Origin of the sequence: Brevundimonas sp. (genome assembly GCF_018608325.1) — a bacterium.
Taxonomy (GTDB): Bacteria; Pseudomonadota; Alphaproteobacteria; order Caulobacterales; family Caulobacteraceae; genus Brevundimonas.
Genome location: NZ_JABAZW010000028.1, coordinates 8315 through 23488, shown reverse-complemented (window position 1 = coordinate 23488; position 15174 = coordinate 8315). Strand labels below are relative to the sequence as shown.

The following is a 15174-nucleotide window of genomic DNA, read 5'->3' as shown; positions in this document are numbered from 1 at the left end:
CAGACCCACAAAAATCGCGCTCCAGCGCCGGAGCCCCACTTTCTCGCGCAGCAAAACAGCGGCGCCCAAGAATCGGCGACCGGAAACAGGTATGAAAGCCAATCTCTGCGTTTGTCCGGCGCCGCTGCCGCCGCCCGGCACGCGCGCCACATCCAGCAGCTTGATGCGGAAGATCAGCACCGAATTGGCCGGGATCGCGCGTCCCTGACCGCGTTCGCCATAGCCCAGCTCAGGCGGCACATAGAGCAGCCATTCGTCACCGACGCGCATCTTCTGCAGCGCCTCGGTCCAGCCCGGCACGACCGTCTCGGGCGTGAAGATGGCGGGTGCGCCGCGTGCGAACGAGCTGTCGAACACGGTGTTGTCGACCAGCTTGCCTTCGTAATCGACCTTGACCAGATCGTTGCGGTCAGGGCTTTCACCGTTTGCCGGTCCCGACTGGACGACCTTGTACTGCAGGCCGCTGGGCAGGGTCTGGACGCCCTCCTCCTTGGCGTTCTTGGCCATGAAGGCGGCGGCTTCGGCCTTGCCGGCCTCGGTGTCCACCGGCGCCGCTTCGCGACCGCAACCGGCCAGCAGCAGCGCACTCAGCAGCGCCGCCTTACCCCATCCGAAGTTCATAGCCACGTTCCTTCAAGGCCTCGCCGATTTCGTCAGCGTGGGCGCTATCGCGCGTTTCGACCATGATGTCGAACTCGGCGCCCTTGGCCGGAACATCCAGCGCCAGACGGTTGTGGACCACGTCGATGATGTTGCCGCCCAGCCCGCCGATCACCGCCGCCATGGCCGACAGCATCCCCGGACGGTCATCGCCCAGAATGCGGTAAACCAGCAATCTCCGTTCACGGACCATCTCGCGGTTCAACACCACGGCCAGCATCCGCGCATCGATGTTCCCGCCGGTCAGTTCAATCCCGACCTTCATGCCCTTGAAGGCTTCAGGGTTGGCCAGCATGGCGGCCAGCCCCCCAGCACCCGCCCCTTCGCAGACCGTCTTCTCCATGGTGGCCATATAGGAGACGCCGCGTTCGAAATCGGCCTCCTCACAGACGAAGACCTCGTCGATCAGGTCATTGGCCAGAACGAAGGGGATATCGCCCACCGCCTTGATGGCGATGCCCTCGGCGATGGTCTGGCCGGTGCAGACCGGCGGCAGACCTGCCCGCTTGGCTGTGAAGGAGGGATAGCGCGCCGCCTCGACACCGAACACCTTGATCCCCGGCTTCATCGCCTTGGCCGCGATGGCGGTGCCCGCGATCAATCCGCCGCCGCCGATCGGCACCAGCAAGGCGTCGATCTCGGGCGCATCCTCCAGAAACTCGATGCCGCAGACCCCCTGCCCCGCCACGATCCCCTCGTCGTCAAAGGCCGAGACGAAGACATAGCCCTTCTCGGCCTCCAGCCGTTTGGCCTCCTCGGTCGAGCCGGTGAAGTCCAGGCCGTGAATCACCACGGTCGCGCCGTGCGAGCGGGTGCCGTTGATCTTGGCGAAGGGGGTGCCCTCCGGCATGACGATGGTGACCGGCACGCCCAGCCGCCCGCCATGATAGGCCAACGCCTGGGCATGGTTTCCGGCAGAGGCCGCCACCACGCCGCGTTTGCGCTCGTCCGGCGTCAGCAGCAGCAGCCGGTTCAGGGCGCCGCGCTCCTTGAAGCTGCCGGTGAAATGCAGGTTGTCGAACTTCACCCAGACATCCGCGCCCGTCAGCTGCGACAGCTTGCGGGAATAGCGGGTTGGCGTGTGGTCGACCTGACCCGCGATTCGCACGCGGGCGGCCTGGATATCTTCAAAACTGACGGTCATGGGGGCGTTTCCATCGCACAATCGGCTCTGGAGCCGATGATTTTCTTCTGCCTGTTTCGCGCTTTGGCGGCGTCGGGTCCAGAGGTTCCGAACATGGCGATGGAAGTCCGGCTTCGGCTCATGCGATAGTGATCCAGCCGTCCCCCACGGCCAAGTTTCCAAAGGGAACACGCCCCTAGTCTCTGGAGGAGAGCCTATGTCGATCCGTCCCCTCGCCGCGCTTGCCGCTGTCACCGCCACCCTTGCCGCCTGTGCGCCCACGCCCGGCCCGATCGGCGCCGTGCCCGGCGCCTTCCTGGCGGACGATTTCGCCTGGTCCCAACGTGGCGGTCAGGCCGCCATCGAAGGCCGCGTCACCTATGCCCAGGACGGCAAGGCCTTCGCCTGCGTCGCCTCGGCGGGCCTGACGCCCGACACCCCCTACACCCGCGCCCGCTTCCGCACCCTGTACGGCTCGACCGAGCGCGCCGCCATTCCGGCCGCCGTGGTCCGCGCCCGTGACGCCGGTGAAGCCGGGGCCGACTACCGTGCCTATGTGCGGTCGGAGCGGTGCGAGAACGGACGGTTCCGTTTCTCCGGCCTGCCAGACGGCGGCTGGTTCCTGATTGTGCCGGTGACGGCGGGCGAAGCGCCGGTCGTCTTGATGCGCCATGTCGACACGCGCGGCGGTCGCGTCGTAAACGTCACCCTTTAATCCGCTGTGGGCGGACAAAAGCGTGGCCTTAGGGTCACGCCTGAACCGCCCGCAAACTCTCAATAACAGTGATCGCCATTATGTTGCCGCGAGCGGCGGCTGATTGCGGCGCTTCTGCGACAGTCAGGGGAGGCGTTCTTGTCCCGACACAACATCACCGGTTCCGAAGCGTTCAAACGCGGTCCTTCGATCGCGGTCCGTCGGTATCGCCCGGGCGGCATGCGCCGCAAGCGCGCCCGGACCACAATGACCTTCATCGTCCTGGGCGTCCTGGCGGTTCTGGCCCTGCTGGTCGCCGCCATCGCCGCTCTGACGCCCGCCGCCGCCTGATCCCAGGCGCGGCCAGCGCCTGGGATCAGAACCTGGGGTCAAGACCTGGAGCCTGACCGGCTCTAGGCGATCCAGACCATCATGCGGGTGTCCGCCTGGGCGCGGCGGGCCTGGCTCCAGGCCTTGCGGGTTTCACCCGTGTACAGGAAGCCCGCCTTCTCCAGCACGCGCCCAGACGCCGGGTTGTCGGCGAAATGCCCCGCCACCATCGCCCGGCGCTTCCACTTGCGGCTGGCCCAGACCAGGGCGCCGTCCAGAGCCTCGGTGGCGAAACCCCGCCCCCAGTACTCCCGACCGATCCAGTAGCCTGTCTCAGGCACCCGGTCGTCGCCCTCGAACATGCCGATGACGCCGACAGGACCCAGGTCCTCGTGCTCGATGATGAAGGTGTTGGCTCGCGCCGGATCCTGGGCTGCGACCTGCAGCACGAAGTCATCGGCGTCACGCACACCGAACGGATGCGGCATCCGCTGGGTCATGCGGGCGATGTCGATGTCATTGGCCAGGGCCGCGATGCGAGGGGCGTCCTGCGGCGCAGGCGCACGCAGGATCAGACGCCGCGTCTCAACGACGGGAGAGGTTTCGATAACGCACATAGACTTCGCCTCACTGTCGGTGTCCGTCTCCTTGGAGGGCTCGGGCGGACTTCGAGGCGGGTAAACGCAAACGGGGAGCCTGGTGATCCAGACTCCCCGCGGAATATTTTCCCTGGTCCGGATCGGCTGCTTGGAGAGCAACGCGATCCGGTGAATTCCAGACTGCGTTACTCGGCGGCGAGCGCCTGTGCGGCGTCGTCGTTCGCCGCGAGAATCGATACGTAACAACGACCGCCGGCTTTCTTGGTGAATTTCACCGCGCCGTGGGTCAGTGCGAACAGGGTGTGGTCACGGCCCATGCCAATGTTCTCACCGGGGTGGAAGGTGGTGCCGCGCTGACGCACGATGATGTTGCCGGCCAGCACGCGCTCGCCGCCGAACTTCTTTACGCCCAGGCGTTTCGACTCGGAGTCGCGACCGTTACGCGACGAACCACCGGATTTCTTGTGAGCCATTTGATCGCTCCATTCCTATGGCCGGGCCCCGAAGGGCTCAGCGCAGTTCTTGTTCTAACACCTGGGCGCCGCTTCGGGCGCCGCAGAAATTCTTAAGCTTCGTCGCCTGCAGCTTCAGCCTTCGGGGCGGCCTTTTTCTTGGCCGGCGCCTTCTTGGCGGGAGCAGCTTCAACCTCGGCTTCAGCAGCGACCGGCTCAGCGGCGACGCGGGCGGCCAGGTTGCGGGCGCGCAGGTTGATCTCGGCCTTGGTCGTCAGTTCGACCTTGCCGTCCCACTTGGCGGTCTCGCCGGCGCCTTCGATGCCGGTGATGCGCAGAACCGATTCCAGCTGGCGGTGGCCGTTCGTACGGCGGTAGCCCTGGCGACGGGTCTTCTTGAAGATCTTGATCTTCTCACCCTTGCGGGTTTCGATCAGGGTCGCGCCGACGATGGCGCCGTCGATCAGCGGGGCGCCCAGGGTCACGCCCTTTTCGCCGCCCAGCATCAGGACGTTGTCGAACTGCAGCTCAGCGCCGGCTTCGCCGTCGAGCTTTTCGACGACAATGGTGTCGCCCGGTTGGACCCGGTACTGCTTGCCGCCGGTCTTGATCACCGCGTACATGTTGAAGCCTCAGCGCAAACGCAAAAAAGAATGCGCCCGCTGGGAAACCCCGGCGGGCGAAGAGCGGCGACATATACGGATGGGCGCTTGAGAGTCAACGCCGAACCCGGCCAAAAATCAGCCCACGCCGCAATTCGTCGCCGTGACGCCTCACCCCGACAGGTCCGCCGCACCTATATATAGGGCGATCGCAGAAATTCGCGCACGACCCGCTCGACCGTTACACAGTAACAGGTTATAGAGCCTCCATGTCCCCGGCCTCCCCCGACTCCGCGCTTCTCTCCCTGCTGGGGGGCGGATTCGTTGCGGCCTTTCTCCATGCAGCCCTGCCGACCCACTGGCTGCCGTTCGTCCTGGTCGGCCGCGCCCAGCGTTGGGGCACGGGCCGCACCCTGAGCGCCGTCGTCGTCGCCGGTCTAGCCCATATCGTCACCACCGCCGTCGTCGGCGGGTTGATCGTGGCGGCAGGCCTGGCGCTGGATCAATGGATCAGCGGCCTGTTGCCCCACCTGTCGGCGGTGCTGCTGTTCCTGTTCGGCGCCTTCTATCTGGCGCGGGCCATGCTGAAGCGGCCCGTGACGGCAGGCGGACCTTCGCTGGACAGTCCAGAACCTGCAGTCTCGAACCGTGCAGCGTTTCTGGGACTGGTCATGCTGATGGCCCTGTCACCGGGCGAGGTGCTGCTGCCCATCTACCTGTCGTCGGCCTCAGAGGGGATTGCGGCGCTCAGCCTGCTGACCGTGGTCTTCGCTCTGGGCACGGTGGCGGGCATGGCGGTCTTCACCTCATTGGCCAGCGCAGGGGCCTCGATCCTGCGGCTGGAGCGCTGGGCGCGGTACGAGGGGGCGGTTCTGGGCCTGGCCCTGATCACACTGGGCCTGATCGTGGCGACCCACCAGCACTGAAAGCGGACATTATATGATAACAATCAATGCGTTATCATATAGCCTCTTGGCCTTTTCATTGATGGGCGTATAGGCGAATTCATGAGCGCCGCGCACACCCACGATCACGCCGATCATGACCACGGTCACGATCATGCTGGCCACGACCACAGCCATCACGGGCACAGCCATGGCCACAGTCACGGGCCGGGCGGCCATAACCACGGCCCGGTGGACACAGGCGACTGGCGCTACGCCGTGGCGCTGCTCATCAATCTGGCCTTTGTGGTGTGCGAGTTCGGGGCGGGCTTCGCCGTAAACTCCACCGCGCTTCTGGCCGACGCCGGGCATAATCTGACCGACGTGCTGGGCCTGGCCATGGCGGGTGGAGCGGCCCTGTTGGCGCGGATGGGCGGACACGGGATCGCAGGCGGTCGGCGGACCTATGGTCTGGGCAAGGCGACGGTTCTGGCGGCGCTGGGCAATGCGCTGCTGCTGATCTTCGCCTGCGGGGCCATCGTCTTCGAGGCTGTTCGCCGGTTCAATGATCCGGCGCCGATCCATTCGACCACCATCATGGTGGTGGCGGGCATAGGCTTCGTCATCAATCTGGGCACCGCCCTGCTGTTCATCAAATCACAGCACGACCTGAATGCACGCGGCGCCTATCTGCACATGATGGCCGACGCCGGGGTGTCGTTGGGCGTGGTGCTGGCGGGCGGGCTGATGATGCTGACCGGCTGGTCCATCGTCGATCCCATCGTCAGCCTGATCATCGTGGCGGCGATCATGTGGTCGACCTGGGGACTGCTGAAGGATTCCGTCAATCTGGCCGTGGACGGCGCCCCGTCACAGGTCGATGTCGCCAAGCTGGAGACGGCTCTGAAGACCCTGCCCGGCGTGACGGCGGTGCATGACCTGCACGTCTGGGCCCTGTCGACCACCGAGACGGCCCTGACCGCCCATCTGGTGCATGAGCGTGAAGACGCCACAGCGCTGTTGAGAGAAGCGCAGGCTCTGGCGAAGACACGCTTCTCCATCGGCCACACCACCCTGCAACTGGAAACCGAACACCTGCCAGATTGCCCGAACTGCTGAACCTGGGTTCAAATCAAACCCGAGAGGTGACGCTTACGCCTGTTCGAACGTCACCGGCGCGCCCCAGAACTGGGCGACCAGTTCGGACTGCGGCCCCGCCTGCCCTGTCGTCAGGAAGTCACGGCGGCCGCTGTCGCCCAGATCATATTCGGGGTGATGGGCGAAATACCGCTCCAGAGCGTCAGCCACAGCTGTCGGCTGTTCGATCAGCACCGTGCCCGCAGGCAGGGCCTGAGCGAACAGTTCCGAGATGATCTCATAATGGGTGCAGCCCAGGATGGCCTTGTCCGGGTGACGGCCAATGCGACGACGCAAGGCGTCGACGTGGTCGTCCACCACCACCTTCAGCTCTTCCGGCGGCGCGCCCAGTTCGATCAGGCCCGCCAAGCCAGGGCAGGGTTCGGAAAAGACCGCAATGTCTTCGCGGCGCTTGTCGATCTCGATCTCATAGACGCGGCTGATCGCCGTGGCGGCGGTGCAGAAGACGCCGGTGATGTCGATGGAGGCGACTTTCTCGCCTTCTTGCGGGCGCTCGGCCTCGAAACTCCAGGGCTTGCCGGTCGCCGCCTCGATGGTCGGCACGATGATGCCCAGAATATTGACCGGACGGCCCAGACGTTCGCGCAGTCCCGGCAGCCAGGACTGTTGCAGGCGGCGCAGGGCGATGGCGCTGGCGGTGTTGCAGGCCAGAACGACGACCGAGGCCCCGGCCTCGAACAGCCGCTCGCAGCCCGCCTTGGTCAGCTCGACGATGTCCTCGCCGCCACGTCCGCCGTAGGGGGCGTGGGCCTGATCAGCCAGATAGACGAAATCGCGCGTCGGAAAGCGCCGCGTCAGTTCACGATGAACGGTCAGGCCGCCCACGCCGGAGTCGAAAACACCAATAGCCATGCGGCGGCCTATTAGACCTGTCGGACGCCTGTCTCAATGGCGCCCCTTGGGGAAACCGCGACGATTAATTACATCACTGCCCTGTGACGGATCGATCACATGGGTCTAGGGTCCGTCCAAATGATCCCCCAAAGGAACAACCGATGCAAAGACGACAGCTCCTTCTCGGCAGCGCAGGCCTGATGGTCATGGCTGGAGCCCCTACAGCCTTCGCCCAGACGCGCAACGGCGCAGCCGCCGCCCCCACGGCCGCCGCTCTCGCTGCCGAAGCCCGCGCAGCCCGCGCCGTCCTGCCGACCCAGCGCCCCCGCGCCGAGCTGCTGCAGGTCTGGACCGGCTCCTATGACGGCACGCCGCCGTTCGACAAGGTGACCCCGGCCAAGCTGCGCGAAGCCATGCTGGAAGGCATCGAACTGCAACGCGCCGACATCGCCGCCATCGCCAACAACCGCGCCGCGCCGACCTTCGCCAACACCATTGCGGCTATGGAGCTGTCGGGCGAGCCTCTGGACCGCGCCAGCAACATCTATGGCGTGATGACCTCCAACATCGGCGGCGAGGCCTATGACGCCGTCGACACCGAGTTGTCGCCGCTGCTGTCCGCCGCCTCGGACGAGATCACCTTCAACGAAAAACTGTTCCAGCGCATCAAGACCGTCGCCGACAACGCCGACGCCGCAGGCCTCAGCGCCCAGCAGAAGCGTCTGGCCGAACGTAACCGCGACGCCTTCATCCGCTCGGGCGCCAATCTGAACGCCGCTGGCAAGGCCGAACTGGGCCGCATCAACACCGCCCTGTCCAACGCCTTCACCCGCTTCGGCCAGAAGGTCGTCGCCGATGAAAACGCCTGGACCGTCATCACCGACGAAGCTGGCCTGAAGGGCCTGCCGGAATCGAACAAGGCCGCCGCCGCATCCGCCGCCCGCAGCCGCAACATCCAGGGCTGGGCCATCCTGAACACCCGCTCGGCGGTTGATCCCTTCCTGACCTTCGCCGACGACCGCGCCCTGCGCGAACAGGTCTGGAAGAAGTTCGTCAACCGCGGCGACAACGGCGACGCCAACGACACCAAGTCCACCATCGCCGAGATCGTGGCCCTGCGCGACCAGCGCGCCAAGCTGCTGGGTTATCGCAACCATGCCGAACTGCGCATGCAGGACACCATGGCCAAGACCCCGGCAGCCGCCGAGGCCCTGATGGACCGCGTCTGGGCGCCCGCCAAGGCCCGCGTCGCCGAGGAAGTCGCCGACATGAAGGCGATCGCCGGGTTCGACATCGAACCGTGGGACTACCTCTACTTCGCCGAGAAGGTCCGCAAGGCCAAGTACGACCTGGATCAGAACGAGCTGAAGCCCTACTTCGAACTGAACGCGGTGCGTGCCGGCTCCTTCGCCATGGCCGAACGCCTGTACGGTTTCGAGTTCAAGAAACTGCCCAAGGGCACGGTCTCGATCTTCGAGCCGGACGTCGAGGTCTATGAGGTCCACGACAAGACGCGCGGCGGCCGCCTGATCGGCCTGTACTACACCGACGACTACGCCCGTGCGGGCAAGCGTTCGGGCGCCTGGATGACCACCTACCGGTCCTTCTCGCAGCTGGACGGCTCCAAGATCATCCTGGGATCGAACAACAACAACTTCACCAAGCCGGAGCCGGGCCAGCCTGTCCTGATCTCGCTGGACGACGCCGAGACCCTGTTCCACGAGTTCGGCCACACCCTGCACTACTTCTCGTCGGTGGTGACCTATCCGTCGTTCGGCAACACGCCGCGCGATTTCGTGGAATACCCGTCGCAGGTGCACGAGCACTGGGTGCTGAGCCGCCCGATCCTGGACGGCTATCTGAAACACTACCAGACCGGCCAGGCCATGCCGCAGGCCCTGGTGGACAAGATCGAGGCCGCCGCCACCTTCAACCAGGGCTACGCCACGGTGAGCTACCTGTCCTCGGCCATCGTCGACATGGACCTGCACACGCAAGCCACGCCGCCGACCGACATCGCCGCCTTCGAGAAGGAAAGCCTGGCGCGCATCGGCATGCCCAAGGAGATCGTGATGCGGCACCGCCTGCCGCAGTTCAATCACCTGTTCACGTCAGACGCCTATTCGGCGGGCTACTACAGCTATCTGTGGTCCGAAACGATGGACGCCGACACCTGGGCCTATTTCGAGGAGTCGGGCGACGTCTTCAACGCGGACATCGCCAGCCGCTTCCGCTCGATCATGCTGGCGCCGGGCAACACCACCGACCGCGCCGAGGCCTATCGCGCCTTCCGCGGCCGTGACCCGGACGTGGCGGCCCTGCTGAAGGTCCGGGGCTTCCCGGTTTCCTAAGCCGCCCGCTTGAGGACATGAAACGAAGACGCCCGTTCGGCGGCGTCTTTGCATTTAGGCGACGATGGTGAAACGCCCTTTCGAGTAGTCGTTTCGCGCGGTCTTGGGCAGCAGGGACAGCGCCTCGTGCCGGAAGCCGTTTCGGCAGATAGGGCGTTCTACAGCCCGCATCACGCGGCAGAAGCGATCTGCGGCCCGGCTGATGCGTGCATCAAACTCCAGCGCCCCGGCCCGACTGGAAAGGTCGAGGTCGCCAAACGAGACGCGTTCCTCAACTGGCGCAGCCGACACCGCCCCTGCAGCGAAGAAGGCGACGAGGTTGAGCGAGACGATTTTGATCATGATCCTGATTCCGTTTCCCACCCCTCTTTGACGTTGGGGGCGGGTCACGGTGACGACGGATCGGATCAAAAGGGCGAAGCTTCCGCGGCTGAAAGGCGGCGCTTTCATAATTCGACGTCATGACATTTCAGTCAGGTTCAAACCTTGACGATGTCGCGGACGCTTCTGATGCTTCAACTGCGGCTGTTCAGCCTCTAAGTCATGAACTGCCGTCCGCCTGCTGGAGATTTCATGTCCGTCGTCGCCTCCTACGTCTACAAGGATGGAAAGCGCCTGCGAGAGGCGCCGCTGACGGAGGCGGGACTGAGGCTGAAGTCCGGCGAGTTCGTCTGGATCGGCCTGCATGACCCCACGGACGAAGAGTTCGATGTTCTGGTCAAACGCTACCGCCTGCACCCGCTGGCGGTCGAGGACGCCCTGGCCGCCCACCAGATGCCCAAGGTCGAGGTCTATGGCCGCGAGCTGTTCGTCGTGGCCCGCACGGCGGCGCGGATCGACGAACGGATCAGCTATGGCGAGACACACATCTTCGTCGGCGATGACCACGTCATCAGCATCCGCCACGGCTCGTCACGCGCCCACAAGACCTTGCGCGCTCAGTTGGAGGCTTCACCCGACGAGTTGAAGCGTGGGCCGGATTTCGTCCTGCACGGCATTCTGGACTTCATCGTCGACGCCTACGCCCCCATCGTCGATGAGTCCGAGGACAGCGTGCTGGAGATGGAGCAGAAGACGCTGGACGCCTTCCTGTCGCGCGTCGAGATCCGCCGCCTGTTCACCCTGCGCCGCGAACTGCTGAAGTTCCGCCGCATCATGGGGCCGATGGAGGAGGTGACGCGGCGGCTGCAGTCGTTGGACCTGCCCTGTATCGACGCCGACGTTCGCCCCTATTTCCGCGATGTCAGCGACCATGTGCAGCGGGTGAACAGTCGTCTGGGCGGGCTGAACGACATCCTGTCGTCCGTGTTCGAAGTCGCCAACCTGCTGGAGCAGCAGCGTCAGGGCGGCATCACCCGCAAGCTGGCCTCATGGGCCGCGCTGCTGGCCGTGCCGACGGCCATAGCCGGCATCTACGGCATGAACTTCGAGTTCATGCCGGAGTTGCACTGGCGTTACGGCTATTACGGCGCAATCGCCCTGATGGTCATCATCTGCACGGGCCTGTTCGTCACCTTCAAGAAGACGAAGTGGCTGTAGGCCCCTGCCTCAGCCGCTGTTGCGCAGGCCCGCCGCCACGCCGTTGATGGCCAGCAGGATGCCCTCGCGGACGCGCGGGTCTTCGTCGCCCGCGCGGCGGCGGCGGATCAGTTCGATCTGCACGTGGTTCAACGGCTCGACATAGGGCATCCGCAACCGGATCAGGCGATCCAGCTCGGGCTGGCCGCCCAGCAGGGTGTCATGGCCGTTGATGGCCAGAATGGCGTCATGGGTGCGCTGCCATTCCTCGCGGATTTCGCCATAGATGCGGGCCGCCAGTGACGCATCGCCCACCAGCGTCGAATAGCGCCGCGCGATGGTCATGTCCGACTTGGCCATGACCATTTCCATGTTCTGGACCAGAGTCTTGAAGAAGGGCCAGGCCTCGGCCATCGCCTTCAGTTCGGCCATGTCATGACCCTGAACCGCCGATCCGAACCCGTACCAGCCCGGCAGCATCACCCGACTCTGCGACCAGCTGAACACCCACGGAATGGCGCGCAGGTCCTCGATCCGCGTCGAGGCCGTCCGCGATGACGGGCGCGAGCCGATCTTCAGGTCGGCGATCTCGGCGATGGGGGTGGCGGCGCGGTAGTAGTCGACGAAGCCGTCCGTCTCATAGACCAGCTTGCGATAGGCGGCCATCGACCGGGCCGACAGGTCCGACAGGGTCGCGCCGTGATCGGCGGTGAAGGCGTGATCCTGGCTCTTGCCCAGCGAGGCCAGCACGGCGCCGCAGGTCAGGGCGTCCAGATTGCGCAGCGCGATTTCCGGCTCGCCATATTTGTTGGCGATGACCTCACCCTGTTCAGTGGTGCGGATACGCCCCTGAACCGTGCCTTCCGGTTGGGCCAGAACCCCGGCGAAGGACGAACCGCCGCCGCGACCGACGGTGCCGCCGCGGCCGTGGAACAGTTGCAGCTTCAGGTCATGCGCCTGCGTCACCTCGACCAGGGCGCGCGACGCCTCATGCAGCTCCCAGCCCGAGGTCAGGTAGGAACCATCCTTGTTGGAGTCCGAATAGCCGATCATCACCTCCTGCACGCCGCGCGCGCGGGCGACGGCCAGGGCGGAAGGCTCCTGCAGCAGTCGCTCCAGCGTGGGACGCGAGGCGCGAAGGTCTTCGATCGTCTCGAACAGGGGCGCGGCCTGAATGGGACAGGCGCCGGGGTCTTCGGCCCGGTACAGCCCAACTTCCTTCAGCAGCAGATAGACCTCCAGCAGGTCCGACGCCGCATCGGTCTTGGACACGATATGGGTGCGGATCGCCTGCGGACCGAAGGCGGCCAGAGCGCGGGCCGAGGCCTGCAGAATGGCGCGCTCCTTCAAGGTTTCGGGCTGATATTCGGCATATTCGCTGAACAGCTGGCGCGGCGAGGCCAGTTCGGCGGCCAGCACCTGCAACCGGCTTTCCTCGTCCAGCGCGCTATAGTCGGCGCAGACGCCCGCAACCTTCAGCAGGTCGCCCACGACCCGCTCGTGCACGTCCGAGTTCTGGCGCAGGTCCAGCGTGGCCATGTGGAAGCCGAACACCTCGACCGCCGTGATCAGGTCGGTCAGCCGGTCGTCGGCGAAGACACCGCCGTGTTGGTCGATCAGGCTGTCGTGCAGCACCTTCAGGTCCGCCTCAAAGGCGTCCGGGCCGGGATAGGCCTCTGCGACGACCAGCGGACGGCGCGGCGGCGGCGATCCGCCCAGCTTCTCATAGGTGGCGGCCAGACGCGCATAGATGCCAGTCAGGGCGCGGCGATAGGGCTCATCGGCCCGGTGCGGCGACGGGTCATGGGCCGCATCGGCCAGGGCCTGAAGCGCGGGCGACACCTCGGCCAGTTCAGCGGCCAGGCTCAACTCGGCGCCCAGCGTATGCACTTCATCCAGATAGAAGTTCAGCACCGCGCGCGACTGGGTGCGGAAGGCGTCGCCCTGCACCACCGCATCCACGTTCGGATTGCCGTCGCGGTCGCCGCCGACCCAACTGCCGACCCGCATGAAGGGCTTGAGGTCCGGCGCGTCCAGCAAACGCCGCCACGCCGACAACTGCTGGGGCGCGACATACAGGAAGATGCGATCCAGGAAGGAGACCACCGTCTCGATCTCGTCCTGCACCACCAGGCCTTGGGTCCGCACCAGACGGGTGGCCCACAGGATGACGATCTGGCGGCGCAGCGGTTCGGTGATCGAACCTAACGTACAGGCCGCCCCCGCCTTGTCGCAGGCGTCCAACAGGTCGCTGATGGCGGCGATGCGGTCGATGACGCTCTTGCGGCGCACCTCTGACGGGTGGGCGGTCAGGACGGGCGAGACCAGCGCCTCACGCAGCAGGTCGGTCACCGCCGCCTTGTCCACGCCCTGATCGGCCAGACGCTTCAGCGCACCCTCGGGCGTATCGGCGCGGGCGCCCGCCTCGGTCTGGTCGCGCGCACGGCGGCGGCTGGCCCGGTCCTCGGCGATGTTGGCCAACAAGGAGAACAGGGCGAAGCTGTGGGCCAGACCGGCTGCCTGATCCACCGACATGGCCGCCAGCAGCTTCTCCAGCCGCTTGGCCGGATGCGAGGCCGGGTCGCGGTGATAAGCGATGGAGGCCTGCCGCACGGCCTCGACATGCTCATACAGGGCCTCGCCGCCCTCTTTTCGGATCACTTCGCCCAGGATGCCGCCCAACAGACGGACTTCGTCGCGCAGGGCGTCGTCGGCGGCGGGGCTCATCATTGCTTTAATCCAAGGCTTTAGCGGGGAGATGCGCATGTGAAGTATGCGAAACCGCCTCGTCAACGCACGATCCATGTCAGAGGCCAAAACTTCCAGTCATGGTGAATCACCCGTTAGGGTTTGTTAACTGCCCACAGGCGATCATGAGCATGAAGGATTTCGTCTTCGGTTCCGGCCAGATTCAATGTTCGCCAAACGCCAGTCCGTTCTCGCCGCCGCCGCAGGGGCTCCGCCCCGCGCACGGGGAAAACTGAACCTGAAGCCAGTCTCTGACGCCCTGAAAAAGCCGCCGGTGATCGCCGGGATTGCGGGCGTCTTCCTGCTGTCGACGAGCGCCCTGTTCCTGACGGTTCTGGGCGACCCGCGCGCCGGAACCCCCTCGGCCAGAATCGCCCTGCAGCGCGACGCCGCGCCCGAAACGCCCGCACCCACGGGGTTCGAAGCCTTTTCGATGGGCGCGATGGCCCTGTATCAGGACCTGGGCGATGCGGGCGATCCGTCCGGCGCAGCGGGTGGCGAGGCCGTGATCACCCTGCCTGACGGCGCCACCGTCGCCGGCGGCGCCAGCTATTCCGCCCCGGTCCACGCCGCATCGCCGCTGATCAAGGCGCCCATCGCCGGTCTGTCGCAGCAGGGGCCGAACGGCGCCCTGCCCGTCATTGCGCCCGACGGTCGTGTTCCGGCACAGGCCTATGCCCGCCCATTCCGCCCGAACGGCAAGCCGCGCGTGGCCCTGATCGTCGGCGGTCTGGGCCTGAACGCCGTCACGACCCGCGCCGCCATCGAACGCCTGCCTGCGGAAGTGACGCTGAGCTTTGTTCCCTATGCCGAGAACCTGCAGTCGTGGATCGACCAGGCGCGGGCCCAGGGTCACGAGGTGATGCTGGAAATGCCGATGGAGCCGACCGGCTATCCCAACAACGATCCCGGCCCCTACACCCTGCTGGCCAACAGTACGCCCGACGATGTTCAGGCCAAGATGGACTGGCTGCTGGGCCGCGCCACCGGCTATTTCGGCGTGACCAACTATCTGGGCGACCAGTTCGTGGCGTCCGACACGGCATCCAGCGCCTATCTGGCCTATCTGCGCCAGCGCGGCGTGGCCTTCGTCGACGACGGCACCTTCCAGCGCCGCCCCGGCGCCTGGGCGCGCGCCAGCGCCGACCGCATCATCGACCAGACCCAGTCGCCCGCCGCCATCATCGCCGCCCTGAACAGTCTGGAAGCCCAGGCCAAGGT

Annotated in this window: 14 protein-coding genes and 1 pseudogene; 7 read left to right on the top strand and 8 right to left on the bottom strand. The window is 65.8% G+C overall.

What is annotated here, in order from left to right; translation table 11 throughout:
• Window positions 1–114: 114 nt before the first annotated feature.
• A pseudogene (locus tag QZ281_RS02845) lies at window positions 115–621 on the bottom strand (FKBP-type peptidyl-prolyl cis-trans isomerase); the annotation flags it as partial.
• The gene (locus QZ281_RS02840) at window positions 602–1804 is read right to left on the bottom strand and encodes a threonine ammonia-lyase (RefSeq protein ID WP_292224479.1); all 1203 of its coding nucleotides are present in this window, start codon (window positions 1802–1804) and stop codon (window positions 602–604) included. The pseudogene QZ281_RS02845 and the gene QZ281_RS02840, both read right to left, overlap by 20 nt.
• A 196-nt stretch (window positions 1805–2000) precedes the next feature.
• On the opposite strand from QZ281_RS02840, the gene QZ281_RS02835 reads away from it, so the two are divergent.
• Window positions 2001–2498 carry a hypothetical protein gene (locus QZ281_RS02835; protein WP_292224478.1) on the top strand — a complete coding sequence of 166 codons (498 nt, stop codon included), beginning with the start codon at window positions 2001–2003 and terminating at the stop codon, window positions 2496–2498.
• Between the two features lie 138 nt (window positions 2499–2636).
• Window positions 2637–2828, top strand: coding sequence for a hypothetical protein (locus QZ281_RS02830; protein WP_292224476.1), 192 nt, complete (start codon window positions 2637–2639; stop codon window positions 2826–2828).
• A 62-nt stretch (window positions 2829–2890) separates the two neighbouring features.
• Here QZ281_RS02830 and QZ281_RS02825 read toward each other — a convergent pair whose 3' ends face one another.
• From QZ281_RS02825 to rplU, 3 genes are all read right to left on the bottom strand, one after another.
• Entirely contained in the window at window positions 2891–3424 is a 534-nt protein-coding gene (locus QZ281_RS02825) for a GNAT family N-acetyltransferase (RefSeq protein ID WP_201099943.1), read from the bottom strand.
• Between the two features lie 167 nt (window positions 3425–3591).
• Window positions 3592–3879 (bottom strand): 50S ribosomal protein L27, encoded by a 288-nt coding sequence (gene rpmA, locus QZ281_RS02820; RefSeq protein WP_292224472.1) that lies wholly within the window; start codon window positions 3877–3879, stop codon window positions 3592–3594.
• A gap of 92 nt (window positions 3880–3971) precedes the next feature.
• A complete protein-coding gene (gene rplU / locus QZ281_RS02815; protein ID WP_292224470.1) occupies window positions 3972–4481 on the bottom strand; it encodes a 50S ribosomal protein L21 in 510 nt (169 codons plus the stop codon).
• A gap of 248 nt (window positions 4482–4729) precedes the next feature.
• Between rplU and QZ281_RS02810 the strand changes: the two genes are divergently transcribed.
• Window positions 4730–5386 (top strand): hypothetical protein, encoded by a 657-nt coding sequence (locus QZ281_RS02810; RefSeq protein ID WP_292224467.1) that lies wholly within the window; start codon window positions 4730–4732, stop codon window positions 5384–5386.
• Between the two features lie 81 nt (window positions 5387–5467).
• Entirely contained in the window at window positions 5468–6463 is a 996-nt protein-coding gene (locus QZ281_RS02805) for a cation diffusion facilitator family transporter (RefSeq protein WP_292224464.1), read from the top strand.
• A 33-nt stretch (window positions 6464–6496) separates the two neighbouring features.
• On the opposite strand, the gene QZ281_RS02800 is transcribed toward QZ281_RS02805, so the two are convergent.
• A complete protein-coding gene (locus tag QZ281_RS02800) occupies window positions 6497–7354 on the bottom strand; it encodes an aspartate/glutamate racemase family protein (RefSeq protein ID WP_292224461.1) in 858 nt (285 codons plus the stop codon).
• A gap of 143 nt (window positions 7355–7497) precedes the next feature.
• Here QZ281_RS02800 and QZ281_RS02795 point away from each other — a divergent pair, with 143 nt between their 5' ends.
• Complete coding sequence (locus tag QZ281_RS02795) at window positions 7498–9687, top strand: M3 family metallopeptidase (RefSeq protein ID WP_292224457.1); 2190 nt, start codon at window positions 7498–7500, stop codon at window positions 9685–9687.
• Window positions 9688–9741: 54 nt separating this feature from the next.
• Here QZ281_RS02795 and QZ281_RS02790 read toward each other — a convergent pair whose 3' ends face one another.
• Window positions 9742–10137 carry a UrcA family protein gene (locus QZ281_RS02790; protein ID WP_292224454.1) on the bottom strand — a complete coding sequence of 132 codons (396 nt, stop codon included), beginning with the start codon at window positions 10135–10137 and terminating at the stop codon, window positions 9742–9744.
• Between the two features lie 123 nt (window positions 10138–10260).
• Here QZ281_RS02790 and QZ281_RS02785 point away from each other — a divergent pair, with 123 nt between their 5' ends.
• Window positions 10261–11226, top strand: coding sequence for a magnesium and cobalt transport protein CorA (locus tag QZ281_RS02785; protein WP_292224452.1), 966 nt, complete (start codon window positions 10261–10263; stop codon window positions 11224–11226).
• A 9-nt stretch (window positions 11227–11235) separates the two neighbouring features.
• Here QZ281_RS02785 and ppc read toward each other — a convergent pair whose 3' ends face one another.
• Window positions 11236–13935 (bottom strand): phosphoenolpyruvate carboxylase, encoded by a 2700-nt coding sequence (gene ppc, locus QZ281_RS02780; protein ID WP_363297263.1) that lies wholly within the window; start codon window positions 13933–13935, stop codon window positions 11236–11238.
• 184 nt (window positions 13936–14119) lie between these two features.
• On the opposite strand from ppc, the gene QZ281_RS02775 reads away from it, so the two are divergent.
• Window positions 14120–15174 (top strand): divergent polysaccharide deacetylase family protein (locus tag QZ281_RS02775; protein WP_292224506.1); only part of this gene is annotated, 1055 nt, incomplete at its 3' end.

Excerpts from the sequence above, each read along its gene's own strand:
- QZ281_RS02840 (WP_292224479.1), bottom strand. The coding sequence starts at position 1,804 with ATGACCGTCAGTTTTGAAGATATCCAGGCCGCCCGCGTGCGAATCGCG.
- QZ281_RS02835 (WP_292224478.1), top strand. The coding sequence starts at position 2,001 with ATGTCGATCCGTCCCCTCGCCGCGCTTGCCGCTGTCACCGCCACCCTT.
- QZ281_RS02825 (WP_201099943.1), bottom strand. The coding sequence starts at position 3,424 with ATGTGCGTTATCGAAACCTCTCCCGTCGTTGAGACGCGGCGTCTGATC.
- rpmA (WP_292224472.1), bottom strand. The coding sequence starts at position 3,879 with ATGGCTCACAAGAAATCCGGTGGTTCGTCGCGTAACGGTCGCGACTCC.
- rplU (WP_292224470.1), bottom strand. The coding sequence starts at position 4,481 with ATGTACGCGGTGATCAAGACCGGCGGCAAGCAGTACCGGGTCCAACCG.
- QZ281_RS02810 (WP_292224467.1), top strand. The coding sequence starts at position 4,730 with ATGTCCCCGGCCTCCCCCGACTCCGCGCTTCTCTCCCTGCTGGGGGGC.
- QZ281_RS02805 (WP_292224464.1), top strand. The coding sequence starts at position 5,468 with ATGAGCGCCGCGCACACCCACGATCACGCCGATCATGACCACGGTCAC.
- QZ281_RS02800 (WP_292224461.1), bottom strand. The coding sequence starts at position 7,354 with ATGGCTATTGGTGTTTTCGACTCCGGCGTGGGCGGCCTGACCGTTCAT.
- QZ281_RS02795 (WP_292224457.1), top strand. The coding sequence starts at position 7,498 with ATGCAAAGACGACAGCTCCTTCTCGGCAGCGCAGGCCTGATGGTCATG.
- QZ281_RS02790 (WP_292224454.1), bottom strand. The coding sequence starts at position 10,137 with ATGAAAGCGCCGCCTTTCAGCCGCGGAAGCTTCGCCCTTTTGATCCGA.
- QZ281_RS02785 (WP_292224452.1), top strand. The coding sequence starts at position 10,261 with ATGTCCGTCGTCGCCTCCTACGTCTACAAGGATGGAAAGCGCCTGCGA.
- ppc (WP_363297263.1), bottom strand. The coding sequence starts at position 13,935 with ATGATGAGCCCCGCCGCCGACGACGCCCTGCGCGACGAAGTCCGTCTG.